Genomic DNA, 15,430 nt, shown 5'->3' on the forward strand with positions numbered 1-15,430 from the left:
AATATTATTGCGCTAATAAAACCCGCCTGCATCCTATAATAGAATTAACAAAATCCTTGTATCCTGACCCAATGAAGAAAATTTCCCCTTATCAGTTCCTGATTGCCTGTTTTTTGCTGTTGTCCGCATGCACAGGAACCAATGACATTTCAAAAGAGCAAGCGCAAAAGATCGGCATTTCCTGGAAGCTCATTTCTAACCTGATAGAGCCTGCGCATAGTTTTCAGGCAAAATTTACCATCAAAAACGGCAGTGATTTTACATTGGACGGCAGCAACTGGGCGCTGTTTTTCAACATGTCGCCCCGCCCGATCCAAAGCAACAAAACGCCTCAGCCCGCTGTTGTTGAGCACATTAACGGCGATTGGTATAAAATGATTGCTGCAAAGGATTTCAAACTTGCTCCGGGTGATTCCATAACCATTGAATATACTGGTTCAGAAGGCATTATAAAGGAAACGGATGCGCCTATGGGCTTGTATTTTGTTTTTTATGATAAGGAAGGCAAGGAAAAGGAAATTGTTCAGGTTGCGGATTTTGTAGTGGAGCCGTTTGTTGCCAAGGAGCAGCTACTGCGCAGCAAAGACGACCTGGTTCCTTTGCAGACGCCGGAACAGCGTTATAAGGATAATCTGAAATTTACGAAACTTGGCGCGGAGCAATTATTGAAGATCATTCCAAGCCCCGTAAAGATGAGCGCCGGCACGGAAACATTCTCGCTGGACAACAAAGCGACTGTTTATTATCAGAAAGGACTTGAAAAGGAGGCCAAATATTTAATTGAAAAACTAAAATCCGTAACAGGAACAGACTTTCCGATCCGCGAAGGATTGCCAACGGCTACAACGCCCGCGGCGCCATCCATTGTGCTTAATACAGGAAGTGTTTCGGTGAATGGCATTGCGAAAGAAGCTTACAAGCTTGGCGTGAATGCAAGCGGCGTTACCATTACCGGAAGCGACGCGGCTGGTGTGTTTTATGGTGTTCAAAGCCTTTTACAACTCATTCCGACTGAGCTTTATCAAAAACCTGCTGCTGCAATTGTGCTTGGGCACGTTCAGGTGGAGGACGCGCCGCGGTTTCATTTCAGAAGCTTGCATTTAGATGTTGCGAGGAATTTCCAGACCAAGGAATCCGTGAAACGCGTGGTTGATCTACTGGCGTCTTATAAGGTTAATCACTTGTTGTTTTACATTACGGAAGATGAAGGCTGGCGTGTGGAAGTTGACGGCTTGCCTGAGCTTACAGAAGTTGGCGCACATCGTGCGCACACGTCCGGGATGGGCGCTTCTGCATTGCATCCGGGTTATGGATCAGGGCCGGTCGCCAATGATGAAGGCAAATATGGGAGTGGATTTTACACCAAAGCTGATTTTATTGAAATCCTAAAATATGCCAATGACAGGCACATTAAAGTGATTCCTGAAGTGAATTTTCCGGGCCACGCATTGGCCGCGATCAAGTCCATGGAAGCGCGGTATGATCGTTTGATGAAAGAAGGCAAAGAAAAAGAGGCGAATGAATATCGCCTGATCGATCCGGATGACAAGTCAGTTTACATTTCAGCGCAGGGTTACAAAAACAACACAGTGAGCGTTGCGCGTGAATCGACTTACCATTTTTATGAAAAAGTGGTCGATGAGATTACCAAAATGTACAAAGAGGCAGGTTTGACCCTCGACACATTCCACACGGGCGGTGACGAAGTTGCAGAAGGAGTCTGGACTAAATCGCCGATGGCCATTAAGTTGAAGAACGCGCATCCGGACATTAAAGAATTCCGTGATCTGCAAACTTACTTTGTCAGAAAATTATTGCCGCTGCTCGAAAAACGAAATCTCAAAGTCCATGGCTGGGAGGAAGTTGCTTTGACCAAAACCAATGCAGGCATTTACAATGCGAACCCGGAATTTGTGGGTCGTTCGGTGGTGCCTTACATCTGGAATAATGTGTATGATGTGGACCTGGGCAACCGCCTCGCCAATGCGGGTTATGAGGTTGTACTTTGTAATGTGACGAATTTCTACTTTGATATGTCTTATAACAATGACCCGAAAGAGCCTGGCTTGTATTGGGGCGGATTTGTGGACACACGCGACAACTGGGCTTTTGCACCATTCAATATGTTCCGCACAACGGAGCAAACGGCGCTGGGAAAACCGATGAAGGAGGAATTTGTGGGTAAACAAGCGATGAAGCCCGAAGCGCGCAAGAATGTGATTGGCATTGAAGCGCAACTTTGGGGTGAGACGATTAAGGGCCGCGATATGATGGAATATTCTATTTTGCCAAAATTGCTGGGCTTTGCCGAAAGCGCCTGGTCCGCTGAACGCAAATGGGAGAATGTTGCTGACGAAGCTTCAAGAAAGAAAATGATTGACGAGGGCTGGAATGTTTTTGCAAACAGCATGGCACAGAAGCACATTCCAAGGCTGAGCTTCCAAAACGGTGGTTACAATTACAGACTTCCGATGCCGGGCGCTGTTGTAGAAGACGGCTTACTAAAAGCCAATGTTGAATTACCAGGACTAGCCATTCATTACACAACCGACGGTTCGGAGCCGACGGCGAAATCAACGGTTTTCGAAGCGCCGGTTAAAGCGGCGGGGACCATTAAACTGAAAAGTTTCGATATGGCAGGAAAATCAAGCCGGACGAGCGTGCTGACTGTGAAGTAGGCAGCTGAGATACATTAAAAAGTAAGACACCCCCCTCATGCAAAGGAATATTTTTATTGTAATTCTAATCCTGCTGATCTTTTTTGTAATCTCATTTCTGACCAATATCCTGGGGCCAATCATCCCGGATATTGTGAAGAGTTTTAGCCTGAGCATTGGACTTGCCGGATTTCTTCCTTTTGCGTTCTTTGTCGCCTATGGCGTTATGTCGATCCCTGCGGGGCTTATGGTAGAAAAATATGGAGAAAAGCCAGTGTTAATGCTGGCTTTTTTTCTGGCCTTCATTGGCGCCCTTCTTTTTGCGCTTGTCCCAAGCTTTTACATTGCATTAACCTCACTTTTCCTGATCGGAATCGGCATGGCGATGCTTCAAGTGGTGATTAATCCTTTGCTCAGGGTTGCGGGTGGGGAGGAGAAGTTTGCCTTTTTTTCCGTTTTAGCGCAGCTCTTTTTTGGCGGCGCATCTTTTCTCAGCCCCATGCTTTATAGTTATCTCGTGCTAAACGTACACTCGGGCCGTTCGGGCTTTTTGTTTGATACATTGAATGAGCTTGTGCCGGAAAATCTGAAATGGGTTTCACTTTATTGGGTGTTTTCGGTCATCGCGCTTGCCATGATTTTGGTGATTGGTTTGGTAAGGTTCCCAAAAGTTGACTTGCTTGAAGATGAGCGCATTGACGTTGGCAATTCATTTACAGAGCTCGTTGCGAACCGCTCGGTTTGGCTCTTTTTCCTGGGCATATTCACTTATGTGGGCACTGAGCAAGGCATCGCAAATTGGATTTCGCAATTTTTGCAAACGTATCATGGCGTTGATCCGGCGACACAAGGCGCAGCGGTTATTTCCTATTTCTGGGGTTTGCTGACCATCGGATGCTTTCTCGGACTGATCCTTTTAAAAATATTTGACAGCCGTAAAGTGCTGTTATTCTTCACATCCGGCGCCATATTTGCATTGGCTTTTGCCTTATTTGGATCAAAAGCAGTTGCACTGAATGCATTTCCGATTACGGGCTTTTTTGCTTCTGTAATGTATTCTGTGATTTTTTCGCTTGCGTTGAATTCTGTTCCGAGGCATCATGGCACGTTTTCCGGAATCCTGTGTGCGGGCATTGCGGGCGGGGCGGTTGTGCCGCTGATCGTCGGTGGGTTAGGGGAGTTGTTTGGTTTGCAGCTTGCCATGTTGTTCCTCTTCATTCCGCTTGGATACATTTTCAGCATTGGCATTTGGGCCAAACCATTGGTTAACAACGACACCATCACGAGCCTCAAAGACATTTTTTAGGCCAAAGTCTTCGCTCACTTTCGCAAGCAACCATGTACAAAATCATCCTGCTTCTCGATTTTGCCGAAGAATACAGCAAGAGCCTGATGAAGGGGATTAACACTTATTCCAAGGAATTTGGGCCGTGGATTTTTTGCCGCATGCCGCTTTTCCACCGCGAAACTGTCGGGATCGATGGGATTTTGAAATGGGCGTTGGAGTGGGGAGCCGATGGGATTGTCGGGCAGCTTTATAATAAGGATATTGAAAAAATCATCCAGGCGGGCATTCCGGTTATCGCGCAGGATTTCAAAGAACGCTTTACCGAAATTCCGAACATTACAGGCGGTTATCACGAGGCGGGGCAACTAGGCGCTGATTATTTCCTGAAAAAAGGTTTTAATAATTTCGCTTTCTATGGTTTTAATGACATTGTCTGGTCACGTGAAAGGGCGGAAGGATTTGAAGAAAGATTGAAAAAGCGGGGGCATAAAGTGCATTATTTTGAGCATAAAAAAGCGCGGTCAACAGAACTTTGGTATTACAAGCCAAGCTCGCTGAGCCGCTGGCTCAAATCGATTCCAAAGCCGATCGGGCTCATGACTTGCGACGATAATCAAGGGCAGCACATCACAGAAGCATGCCGGCAGCTAGGCATCCGCATTCCCGAAGAAGTGGCGGTTCTGGGCGTTGACAATGATGAAATGATCTGCGATTTGTCCGATCCGCCATTGTCCAGCATTGCATTGGACGCCGAGAAAGGCGGTTATGACGCGGCTAAGTTGCTCGATCACATGATAAAACATGGCACTACAACTGATTTTTACGACATTGTTGTCAAGCCCGTTCAGGTGATTACGCGCTATTCCACAGACATTTACGCGACCAATGATGACCACATTGCTTCTTCATTGAAATACATTCACCAGAACATTGACAAAAACCTCCACGTGGATGAAGTCGTCAAGCAAGTGCCGCTGTCGCGCCGCGCGTTGGAAAAGCGCTTTTTGGAAATAACGGGTTACCCGATTTACAAATACATTTTCAATCTCCGCATTGAGAAATTCACGCAAAAACTGCTCGATACGGATATGTCCGTGTTTGAAATCGCGCTCGATATGGGCCTTACGGATAGCAAAAATATAGCCCGCCAATTCAGGCAGGCTAAGGGTTGTAGTCCAAGTGTTTATCGCAACAAATATGTTGCGGGCAAATAAGTTACCAAATCACGATCCGGGCTGAATCAGGCAGGATCATTTTGCTTCCCGGTGAACAGTTCCAGGCCGCCTGGAATTCTTTCAAATGTGGCATCGGGCCATTGATCCGGTCTTTGGCTGGTGAGTGCGGATCGGTTTGAATTTGGTTTTGCAATGCTTCGTTGGTCGTGTTCATGTGCCAAACCTGCGCCCAGCCCAGGAAGAAGCGCTGTTTCCAGTTGAACCCGTCGATAGGAGCAGGCTCCGCTTTTCCTTTTAATGATTTTTCCAATGCATAATAAGCAAGCGTTAAGCCGCCCAAGTCAGCAACATTCTCGCCAATTGTCAATGCGCCATTGATTTTGAAACCGGGCAATGCTTCGATTCCGCTGAAATAATCAATGTATTTCTTGGTCAATTGGTCAAAGTTCTTGCGGTCCGTTGCCGTCCACCAGTTTTTCAGGTTTCCTTCATCGTCAAACTGCGAGCCTTGATCGTCAAAGCCATGCGTAAATTCGTGTCCGATTACCGCAATAATGCCTCCGTAATTGATGGCGTCGTCCGCATTGCGGTTGTAAAACGGCGGCTGCAATATTCCGGCCGGGAATACGATTTCGTTGTTCAACGGATTGTAATAAGCATTCACAGTTTGCGGCGTCATCAGCCATTCTGCTTTGTCAACGGGCTTTCCGATCTTGTCAATTTCCTCCTTATGCGCGAAAAGCGAGGCAGAAATAACGTTTTCAAACAATTTGTCTTTCTCCACTTTAATGGATGAATAATCCTTCCACTTGTCTGGATAGCCAATTTTGTAAGTAAATGCTTTTAGTTTTTTGTGAGCCTTTGCCTTTGTGGAATCGCTCATCCACGTAAGCTTATCAATGCGCTCGCCGTAAACGGTCCGAACATTCTCGATCATGTCAGACACTTTCTTTTTGTCTTCTTCCGGGAAATATTTTTTTGAAAACAGTTTTCCCAAAGGCATTCCCAGCAGACCGTCCGTTGAGCGGATTGCCCGTTCCAATCTTGCTTTTTGCTGCTTCGTTCCGCGCATAACCGTGCTGAAAAAGCGGAAATTTTCTTGATCAAAGCTTTTTGGGAGATAACCTGCGAAGCGCGTCAGTAATTGCCATTTTGTATAAAGTTTCAATGTTGGCAATGGCGTTGCTTTTAGCAATTTGTTCAGATTTTGCAGATAAGGCTTGTTTTGAACAACAATGCTGTCGGTTTTGATATCCTGTCTGTCAACAAATTCTTCGAGATCAAAATCAGGTGTCAATGTCTTAAAACCGTCAAACGACATTTTATTATAAGTTTTTACCGGGTCGCGCAACTCGACATTGCTGAGTTGCAGCTTGGCAAGCTTGGTCTCGAAATCGAGAATGGTCTGACCTGGTTTTGGATCTGCAAAAGATGCAAGGGCGAACATTTTGTCCACGTGCTTTACAAATTCACTGCGCACTTTTACCGTGCTCGAATCTGCACGCTCGTAATAACTTTTCTCACCAAGGCTCAGTCCATCCTGACCTTGATACAGCACATTGATTTTGCTATTTCTCAAATCCGCATCCACGCCCAACCCGATGACCGAGGAAACGCCAACCTTTTGCAGCTCTCCCGAAACAGAGGCAAGATCTTTCAATGATTGCACACCATTTATTTTATCCAAATAGGGCTTCAATGGTTCAATTGTGCGTTTTTCAATGGTTGCGGTGTCGAGATAAGATTGGTAATAATCTGCGATCTGCTGTTCTTCGCTTCCGTTTTTGCGGTCTTCGAGTTTTACAATTTCCGCAATGATCCCTTTCAGCCTTACTTCTTTATTTTCTTTGTCAAGAATGCCAAAAGCGCCCCAACGGCTCTCTGTTCCGGGAATCGGGTTTTTCTTTTTCCAGCCTCCATTGGCATAACTGTCAAAGTCATCGCACGCTTTGATCGTGGAATCAATGGAAGTGAGGTCAAATCCTGGCACAGCCTCCGCGGCGGATTCCTGCTCATTCTCTTTTTTGCAACCCGCCACGACGAGCGTCATAGCAAGTGCTGCGTAACATAAACCAGCTAATTTCATTGATAATTGTGATGTGTTAAGTTGTCAATTATTGAATTCCGCCCATCCAGCCCTTAATCGGTTTCCAGAAAACAAGCAGGATAAGTCCAAATACAGTTGTAATTATTGCGACCTGACTGAATAATGCCGGCATTTGCATGATATTTTCCTCGTCAAATCCGCCGGCAAATATTCCGGCAATGAGGTTGCCGAGCGAGGCGCCCACAAACCAGATCCCCATTAACTGGCTCACATATCGTTTCGGGGCCAGTTTGGTGTAAGAGCTCAACCCGACCGGACTCACGCACAATTCGCCAATTGTATGTAAAAAGTAAGTGAATGTAAGGAAAAGCGGGGAGGTGAGTTGGCCTGTAACCGCAATGTTGGAGGCGGCAACCATGACGAAGAAACTCAATCCGAGCAAGATCAACCCAGCCGCAAATTTGACAGGAATGGAAGGATTGCGGTTACGCGCTGAAAGATAGATCCACAAACTTGCTAGCACAGGCGCGAAAAGCAGCACGAATGTTGGCTGGAAATTCTGGAACCAACTCGAAGGCACTTCCCAACCGCCTATCATTCTGTCCGTATGACGCTCTGCGAAGATTTGCAATGAAGTTCCGGCTTGCTCGTAACCGGCCCAAAAGAGTGATATGGCTAGAAACAAAATGATCAAAACGAGCACGCGATATTGTTCAACGCGCGTAAGTCCGCCCGCGATGAGGATAAACAAAAAGTAAGATGCAGAGATGATGACAATGATTACACCGGCTCCTTTTGCTAATCCTTGTGCAGTCGTCATGTCAATTACACCGGACGTTTGCAGGATGATTAATAGGACAACGAGCGCACCAATAAGGCCATAACCAAGCTTTTTGTTTGTTCCGGATTGTGCAATTGATTCTTCTGTCGCAATTTTGGCAGGAGGGACGTCGCCCATTCCTTTTAAGTGGCGTGCACTTCCAATGCGGAAGACGATTAAGCCGAGGAACATGCCAATTGCGGCCGCGCCGAAGCCCATATGCCAGCTTACACGCTCTCCCAGGTAACCCACAATGGCAATTCCAAGGAAAGAACCCAGGTTAATGCCCATATAAAAGATAGAAAACGCTGCATCACGACGGGCGCCGCCTTCGGGATATAATTCTCCTACGATTGAGCTGATATTGGGTTTTAACAAGCCTGTTCCAACTGCAACGGTCGTAAGTCCCAGAAAGAACAATTCCGAGCCGCCCGGAATGGCCAGGATAATGTGGCCAATCATAATCACGATTCCTCCATACCAAATGGCTTTTTTCTGCCCAAGAATGTTATCCGCAAGCCAGCCGCCCGGCAATGTTAGCAAGTAAACTGAAGCTGTGTAAATACCATAGATCGCCGCCGCCTCCGCTGCATTCATGGACATTCCTCCTCTAACCGAATCTAGTAGAAAAAGTAGCAGGATCGCACGCATTCCATAGTAACTGAAACGCTCCCACATTTCAGCAAAGAATAGCACATATAAACCTGTGGGATGTTTTTGAGAAATCTGCCCAGACATAGAAGAGAAGTGTTTTATTTGGTTTTATGGGTTATTTATTGAAAATTTTATCGCACAAGATAGGAAATTAGGAGAAATATAAATGAAACGAAAAAATAAAAGCGGTAACCAGCCTTTATGCCGATTACCGCTTTTACTATTCTAAAAAATTGCCAAATATTCTATTTCACTGAGAATGAGCCTTCACCAATTGGAAAGCCTTCCGCATAAAGTTCAACGGTATATTTTCCGGACGGGAATTGCGCATCCCGGTCATATAATATGCTTACATCCTGATTGTTATTGCTGTAAGACACATCTTTACTGATGGTAAATCCTTGCTCCTGACCATTTAAGTCAAATACGCCAGAGCCCGTTTTTGTATCAGAAATCGTTGCGCCGGTCGGGTCAATGATGCGCATGTAAATGGTCTTGTTGTCGGTCAATGTCAATGGGTTTTTTTCCAAAATGAAATCAACCCGGACTTTATCGACCCTTTTTGCCTTTACATTTTCACCTTCGCGAACTTTGCCTTTTGAGGAAACTGCATACACTTTAACATTGCGCGCACGCAATGCTGCGGCCATCGTAACTTTGGATTCCAGCTCGGTGTTTTTCGAAATTACGCCCGTTAGCGAATCACTAATGGCCTGTTTGCTTGTTTCAAGCTCTGTTTTGGCCTGGACCAATGTTTCATTTTGACTAATCAGCTGTTGGTTTTCTTCTCTAAGCTGCGCGATCTCCTCGTCTTTTTTCGTCAGGAATGCCTCATATTCTTTAACCTTTTTGCCCATGGTTACATTGCCTTTGCGCAGGGCGATGCGGTCATTTTCAAGGTCTGCCTTCACTTTTTGCAGTTCTTCAATGTCGCCACCAAGTCCCTGCACTTCCTGGATTCTTGCGTCTAATTGTTTTGAAATGGAATCGAGTTTAATTTCTGCCGATGCAAGCTCATTTACTCTGGCCTGAATGTCGGTTGCCTGCTTTGTGGTGACGGTTCTTTCATTGTAATACAAATAGCCGAACACTGCGGCGAGGATTGTCATTAAGATCAAGCCGACCAATAGACCGGTGTTATTCTTCCTTTCCATAGAAATTTATTTAGGTTAAATAATATCAATCATGGAATGAATTCAAAAAACTATGCCACCACTATACGTTGTCATTGGACCGGATCATAACAAAGCAGCCCAGTGCAAGTCAGTGCTTACATTGGGCTGCTCCATGATAATAATATATCGCGCATAACGCGCTGATAATGAATTTTTTCAGTAATCTCCGCCTGCTCCTCCGCCGCCAAAGCTTCCTCCTCCGAATCCGCCAAAGCCACCGCCGGAATCTCCGCCACCGCCCCAGTTTCCAGAAAAGCTTCCTCCCCCAGAATGTGTAGTATATGGGAAAAATAAAGGCCCTCCTCCAAAACCTCTGAATCCGCCACGTCCGCCGCCATTATTACGGTTTCGGAACATGATGATCATGATAATAATGAAAATGACGACTAAAATCAGGAATGGAGACGAGGAGCCGTCTCCGCTGTCTTGATTCGAATCTGCCTTATATTCGCCCGTTGCGTATTTGAAAAGCATGTCCACGCCTTGGTCCAGACCTTCGTAATACTGCCCACTTTTGAACTGTGGTGTGATGACTTGCGAAACAATCCTTTTCGCAATTGCATCCGGGATTGCGCCTTCCAGGCCATATCCTGTTCCAATGTAAACTTTTCGATCCGTTGGCGCCCACAGAACGACGATCCCATTGTCCTTATCTTTTTGTCCAACCTGCCACTCACGACCCAGTTTCAGCGCATAATCTGCAATCGGATAGTCACCGGTTGTTGGCACAATGACGATGACGATTTGTGAAGAAGTAGAATCATTGTATGCAACAAGTTTTCGTTCCAATTGCGCTTTTTCAGACTCGCTAAGCTGGTTTGCGAAGTCATTAACGAGTTTGGGTGGATTTGGTTTTTTGGGAATATCTTGGGCTGCCGCATGTATGAACGCGGTTACGAGCAGCACTAAAACAATGAGGATTCTCTTCATAGGATTCATTTTCCAAACGAAATATCGTCCGGCAGTTCGTTGATGTCGTCGGCGTTGTATGGAAAGTGCGTTTTTAACTGATAACCTGCTTCACCGATTCCGCTTACAAGTCCTTCCCTGAACTGGCCTTTGGCGAAATGCTGTTTGAGAAGCTCCTTTGTGCTGTTCCAAAAATCCGCAGGCACTTTCTCGTCAATTCCTTTGTCGCCCAAGACAGCAAATTTGCGGTCTTCGTAAGCCAGGTAAAACAGGACACCATTTTGCAATGCTGTCCTGTGAAGATTCAAGAACACAAAAACCTCTTTCGCTCTGTCCATCACATCCGGATTAGGGCATTTCTTTTCAATATGCACCTTCACTTCTCCGGAAGTCTGGGTCTCAGCTTGCTGTATTGCTTCAATAATGAGTTGCTGATCTTTTTCAGAAAAAAAGAGCGAATCTGTGGCCATGACAATTCGTTTTTTGATATTTAACCCAACCTGATAATTAAAACTGGACGGTCGGAGCTTTGTCTGAACCGGCAGCGGCTGTGAAATATCCTTTTTGAGAAAAGCCGAAAACGCCCGCAAATAAGTTGTTTGGGAATGTTCGCACTTCCTGGTTGTAATCCTTAACCACCGTGTTGAAATCGTTTCTGGCCACTGTGATGCGGTTTTCTGTGCCTTCTAACTGCGCTTGCAAGTCAAGGAAGTTTTGATTGGCTTTCAATTGCGGATATTGTTCAACCGTAACCAATAATCGGGAGAGTGCGCCGCTCAATTGATCCTGCGCTCCCTGAAATTTGGCAATGTTTTCCGGTGTAAGATCGCCTGCATTAATTGTAGTTTGTGTCGCTTTGCTACGTGCTTCAATTACTGCTGTCAATGTTCCTTTTTCAAAATCAGCAGCTCCTTTAACCGTGCTTACCAGGTTAGGGATCAGGTCGGCACGGCGTTGATATTGACTTTCCACTTTTGCCCATGATTCTTTTACGACCTCGTCCTTGCTTACCAGGCCATTATATTTACCGCAGCCTACGAATCCAAGAATAAGAATTACGACGATAACTGCAATCAGTCCTTTTGACATTTTAATATTTAGTTAGAGTTAATGATTCTATTTCAAAGTTGCCCAAAGCTAGCGAAATCCTGAAGAAAAACTACATAGCCGGATAAAGGGGGATTTATACACCAAAATAACCGGATAATAGGTTTTTTGAATATTTCTGAGGCTTTGGCATCAATTTTCGCCGACTCCGGCAATGTTATTCCACCTTCCCCAATTGACTGAAACCTCATAATCCATCAAATGACTTTCAAAGAACATGGCTCCCCAGGTCCAATTAATGCCAAGCTGATTAACGAGATAATTGGCGCATTCAGTCCGTTCAGAGGAAGTCAGAAATCCGGTTGTTTTAAGCTTTTTAACCAGCTGATTTATATAATTATCAGCAGTTTGACCATTGGTCCAGGTTTCATACACATCATTATCATTCTCCCAGCGTTGCAGGAAGTTGTGTTTTACGCCACTTGGTTTAAACAATCTTGGCCCATAACGAAGCAATGTCCAGTGGAAATAATCTCGGGAAAGCAAGTTCTCAATCATAGGCTCATCCTGCGACCCATCGGATTGCTCTTTTTTGACCCGATAATAAATGTAACGAGCAGAAATGCAGCCCAGGGAGAGCCAGTCAGACAGCCGCGTATCGGTTAGCGGATCAGGGGAATCGTAACGTCTTCCAGCTTTGACAAAATCATCTAAATATTGGCTTAGGAGATCTTGGGCCAATGTTTCGCCGGCTCCGCGATTGTCAGCGTCCGCGTTATTTGTGACTTCATCCTGGGCTATCCCCAGTTCCTTCATTGTCGGAACTTCACCTAATTCATAGTTATTCGGAAGCGTGAATTGCTGCGGCTCAGCCAATGGATGTTTAACAGCCAAATGTTCCTTAATGCGGTCATGAAAAGCGGAAAAATTAGCCGGGAGCTTGGCAATCGAAAATGGCAAATCGCTGGCGTGCATGAGCGTGTCCATCCAGAACAGCTTCATGTCAATGTTAACCAGTTTGAGGTTTTTGCTCAATGACGATTCGATTCTTGTTTCAGCCGGGGCGATTTCCTTGCTGGTGTAAACATATTGGGCGTGGAAATCTTCCGCCATTTGCGCAATGATCTTTTCTGGATCGCCAACGCGGATGAGCAGATCACCGCCTTTTTCTCTTAACCGATTCCGAAGATCAACGACCGCATCAATGAGGAATTGAGCTCGCATTGCGCCTGTTCTTCGAAAGCCAAGTTTTGTCTTATCAAATTGCCGGGGATCGAAAACGTAAACAGGTAAAATCTCACTGGCCGATGCGACAGCCGCAAACAGCGCTTCATTATCACGTAACCGCAGGTCATTTCTAAACCAATAAATGATGCGCTGAGCCATTTATAAAATTAAATATTTGAGAAATCAATTGTGAGAATGCAAACATACGAAAGTTGTGCCTGGGCATAACGAAAGCAGCCCGGTCCAAGACATTGCTAGGACCGGGCTGCTCATTGATTCTCTAAAAATCAATAACTCAAAATTGTAAACTCTGTTCTACGATTTCGCTGGTGTTCTTCCTCTGTTTTTGCATTAGGAATGATCAGCTCACGCTCTCCATAACCTTTGGCAACCATTCTGTCTGCGTCTATTCCTTTGCTGTTCAGATAGGTTACGGCTGATTCGGCGCGGTTCTGCGAAAGTGTCATATTGTAGGCATCCGTTGCGCGCGCATCTGTATGTGAGCTAAGCTCGATGTTCATGGTGGGGTTGTCTTTCAGGATTTGGACAAGTTTGTCCAATTCAACCGCTGCATCCGGACGAATGTTGTATTTGTTTAAATCGTAATATATGTTTTCGAGAACGAAAGTTTTGTTCAGCTCCAATTTGTCCAACCGAATCGTCACATTGAATGTTGTGTCTGTCAATTCTTTTGTCAAAAATATCGGCGGAATCGAACGTCCGTCCATGGAGAACGGCTCACGCTTGCTAATGTATCCTCTGCGCTGAACCAAAAGACTGTAAGACTTGCCCTCTTCGATGGGTTGTGTGCCAAATTTGCCGTCGCGATTGGATGGCAGTTCTGCAATTTGCGTATCGGCCGTATCTGGGTAAATGCGGATGGTCGCTGAGTCAATCGGCGTGTTCGTTGCTCCATTTGCAACCACATTGCCAGCCAGAAAATATCTGACGACTTTCGGCTTACCATTAATGTAGTTAGGGTTATTCGGATTTAAAGGGTTGTTTGGATCATTGTTCCGGGCAATTGTAGTGCTATCCACTTCATCCGGCCCCGCGAAATAATAGATGTCATCATCCCCTTTGCCGCCTTCGCGGTTTGACGAGAAAAATCCTTTGTTAAGATCCTTATAAAAAACAAGGCCGAAATCATCCTGCGGGCTATTAAAGGGAAGGCCCATATTCTCAATCGAAATTACTCCTTGCGTCCGCGTCGCAGAAAACAAGTCCAATTTACCTAAACCAGGATGACCATCGGAAGCAAAATAGAGCTTCCCGCCCTCTGCAACATATGGGAACATTTCATCCCCCGCTGTATTAATGTCCTTTCCCATATTCACAGGCTTGCTGAATCTTCCCGAAGCATCCATATTGGTGCGGTAAAGGTCAATTCCGCCCGATCCACCCGCGCGATTTGATGCGAAATAGAGCGTTTTGCCATCACGTGAAAATGCAGGCGAGCCGTCCCAGGAAAGGGAATCATTAACAGGAAGGATTGCTGGGGCAGTCCACTGGCCATTTACATTGCGGCTTAAATACAAATCGACATCCGCAGTTCCTTTCTTTTTGCCCGTGTTGCCACGCGCAAAGACGAGCGTTTTTCCGTCAGGAGAAAACGCTGGCGAGCCTTCATTGGCATCCGGATCCAGAATTTCATTGCTTAGCAAAACCGGCGTTCCCTGTGTTGCGCCTGCGTCCTCAGCAATGTTCACTTTATAAAGGCCGAGCATTGGCTGGCCATTGTTTTTGTAAATTTTTTCTTTTTTGGACGATGAAAAAACCAGCTCGTTTCCGAGAATAGCAGGGGAAAATTCAGAGCCGGGCGTGTTTAGCGGAATGTCTTTAATCTCAACTTCCATCTTCGTCGTGCGCAGGCGGTCGGCAATGCGCAGGATTTCAATTTCCCTCAAAGCGCGCTGTTGTAAGTTTTGAGAAGCGGCAGTGTCCTTTGCATACAAAGCAAACTGGTTGGACGCTTCTTCATATTGACCTGCTGTTTTCAACGCATATGCATATTGGAACTTTGCATCAGCATTGGTTAATCCTCCATCGAATGCCTTTTTATAAAATGGAATGGATTCTTTGAAGCGGTTAGACAGTCGGTAAGATTCGGCGATTAAATAGTTGGTTTGAACGGGTTCATAGTTCTCTGCCGCAGCTTTTTCGAAGCCTTTGATAGCCAGATCATATTCTCCGTTAGCAAATTTCTTTTGTCCGTCCTTATAGGCCTGCATAGCGGAGTTGCAGCCGGTTAGATACGCACATATAGTAATAAGGCTAAATATGAGGGTAAAATAACTCCGAGAAGGTTTCATAATGTAATGTATAAAATCAAATGATTCGACGCGCACGTTGGGTTATAGAAAGACAATACTAATAAACAACGTTTGGAAATAAAATTCCGGGTATTTACAGCCAAGATTTTTATTTGGTC

General features: G+C 45.5%; 11 protein-coding genes. 3 read left to right on the top strand and 8 right to left on the bottom strand.

Annotated features, from left to right (window positions below; all coding sequences use genetic code 11):
- The first annotated feature begins 71 nt into the window (after positions 1–71).
- Genes LZG73_RS20965 through LZG73_RS20975 form a run of 3 tightly spaced genes read left to right on the top strand, consistent with a single transcriptional unit; the run spans position 72 to position 5,159 of the window.
- On the top strand, positions 72–2,678 hold the full coding sequence (locus LZG73_RS20965; protein ID WP_233854288.1) for a family 20 glycosylhydrolase: 2,607 nt from the start codon (positions 72–74) through the stop codon (positions 2,676–2,678).
- Positions 2,679–2,715: 37 nt separating this feature from the next.
- Positions 2,716–3,963, top strand: coding sequence for an MFS transporter (locus LZG73_RS20970; protein WP_233854289.1), 1,248 nt, complete (start codon positions 2,716–2,718; stop codon positions 3,961–3,963).
- A 32-nt stretch (positions 3,964–3,995) separates the two neighbouring features.
- Positions 3,996–5,159, top strand: coding sequence for a DNA-binding transcriptional regulator (locus tag LZG73_RS20975; protein WP_233854290.1), 1,164 nt, complete (start codon positions 3,996–3,998; stop codon positions 5,157–5,159).
- Position 5,160: 1 nt separating this feature from the next.
- Here the strand turns inward: LZG73_RS20975 and LZG73_RS20980 are convergent, their stop codons facing one another.
- The 8 genes from LZG73_RS20980 to LZG73_RS21015 form a co-directional block, all read right to left on the bottom strand.
- Complete coding sequence (locus LZG73_RS20980) at positions 5,161–7,206, bottom strand: M13 family metallopeptidase (RefSeq protein WP_233854292.1); 2,046 nt, start codon at positions 7,204–7,206, stop codon at positions 5,161–5,163.
- A gap of 28 nt (positions 7,207–7,234) precedes the next feature.
- Positions 7,235–8,725, bottom strand: a complete 1,491-nt coding sequence (locus LZG73_RS20985; protein WP_233854294.1) for a peptide MFS transporter — start codon at positions 8,723–8,725, stop codon at positions 7,235–7,237.
- Positions 8,726–8,886: 161 nt separating this feature from the next.
- A complete protein-coding gene (locus tag LZG73_RS20990) occupies positions 8,887–9,795 on the bottom strand; it encodes a hypothetical protein (RefSeq protein ID WP_233854296.1) in 909 nt (302 codons plus the stop codon).
- Between the two features lie 177 nt (positions 9,796–9,972).
- Entirely contained in the window at positions 9,973–10,746 is a 774-nt protein-coding gene (locus tag LZG73_RS20995; protein WP_233854298.1) for a YgcG family protein, read from the bottom strand.
- A 5-nt stretch (positions 10,747–10,751) separates the two neighbouring features.
- Complete coding sequence (locus LZG73_RS21000; protein WP_233854300.1) at positions 10,752–11,195, bottom strand: TPM domain-containing protein; 444 nt, start codon at positions 11,193–11,195, stop codon at positions 10,752–10,754.
- A gap of 37 nt (positions 11,196–11,232) precedes the next feature.
- On the bottom strand, positions 11,233–11,814 hold the full coding sequence (locus LZG73_RS21005) for a LemA family protein (RefSeq protein WP_233854302.1): 582 nt from the start codon (positions 11,812–11,814) through the stop codon (positions 11,233–11,235).
- Between the two features lie 150 nt (positions 11,815–11,964).
- A complete protein-coding gene (locus LZG73_RS21010) occupies positions 11,965–13,158 on the bottom strand; it encodes a deoxyribodipyrimidine photo-lyase (protein WP_233854303.1) in 1,194 nt (397 codons plus the stop codon).
- Between the two features lie 128 nt (positions 13,159–13,286).
- Positions 13,287–15,230 carry an OmpA family protein gene (locus tag LZG73_RS21015; protein ID WP_233854305.1) on the bottom strand — a complete coding sequence of 648 codons (1,944 nt, stop codon included), beginning with the start codon at positions 15,228–15,230 and terminating at the stop codon, positions 13,287–13,289.
- Positions 15,231–15,430: the final 200 nt, after the last annotated feature.

Origin of the sequence: Dyadobacter sp. CY326, from assembly GCF_021390515.1 — a bacterium.
Lineage (GTDB): Bacteria > Bacteroidota > Bacteroidia > Cytophagales > Spirosomataceae > Dyadobacter.

Excerpts from the sequence above, each read along its gene's own strand:
- LZG73_RS20965 (WP_233854288.1), top strand. The coding sequence starts at position 72 with ATGAAGAAAATTTCCCCTTATCAGTTCCTGATTGCCTGTTTTTTGCTG.
- LZG73_RS21010 (WP_233854303.1), bottom strand. The coding sequence starts at position 13,158 with ATGGCTCAGCGCATCATTTATTGGTTTAGAAATGACCTGCGGTTACGT.
- LZG73_RS21015 (WP_233854305.1), bottom strand. The coding sequence starts at position 15,230 with ATGCAGGCCTATAAGGACGGACAAAAGAAATTTGCTAACGGAGAATAT.
- LZG73_RS20970 (WP_233854289.1), top strand. The coding sequence starts at position 2,716 with ATGCAAAGGAATATTTTTATTGTAATTCTAATCCTGCTGATCTTTTTT.
- LZG73_RS20980 (WP_233854292.1), bottom strand. The coding sequence starts at position 7,206 with ATGAAATTAGCTGGTTTATGTTACGCAGCACTTGCTATGACGCTCGTC.
- LZG73_RS20995 (WP_233854298.1), bottom strand. The coding sequence starts at position 10,746 with ATGAAGAGAATCCTCATTGTTTTAGTGCTGCTCGTAACCGCGTTCATA.
- LZG73_RS20990 (WP_233854296.1), bottom strand. The coding sequence starts at position 9,795 with ATGGAAAGGAAGAATAACACCGGTCTATTGGTCGGCTTGATCTTAATG.
- LZG73_RS21005 (WP_233854302.1), bottom strand. The coding sequence starts at position 11,814 with ATGTCAAAAGGACTGATTGCAGTTATCGTCGTAATTCTTATTCTTGGA.
- LZG73_RS20975 (WP_233854290.1), top strand. The coding sequence starts at position 3,996 with ATGTACAAAATCATCCTGCTTCTCGATTTTGCCGAAGAATACAGCAAG.
- LZG73_RS21000 (WP_233854300.1), bottom strand. The coding sequence starts at position 11,195 with ATGGCCACAGATTCGCTCTTTTTTTCTGAAAAAGATCAGCAACTCATT.
- LZG73_RS20985 (WP_233854294.1), bottom strand. The coding sequence starts at position 8,725 with ATGTCTGGGCAGATTTCTCAAAAACATCCCACAGGTTTATATGTGCTA.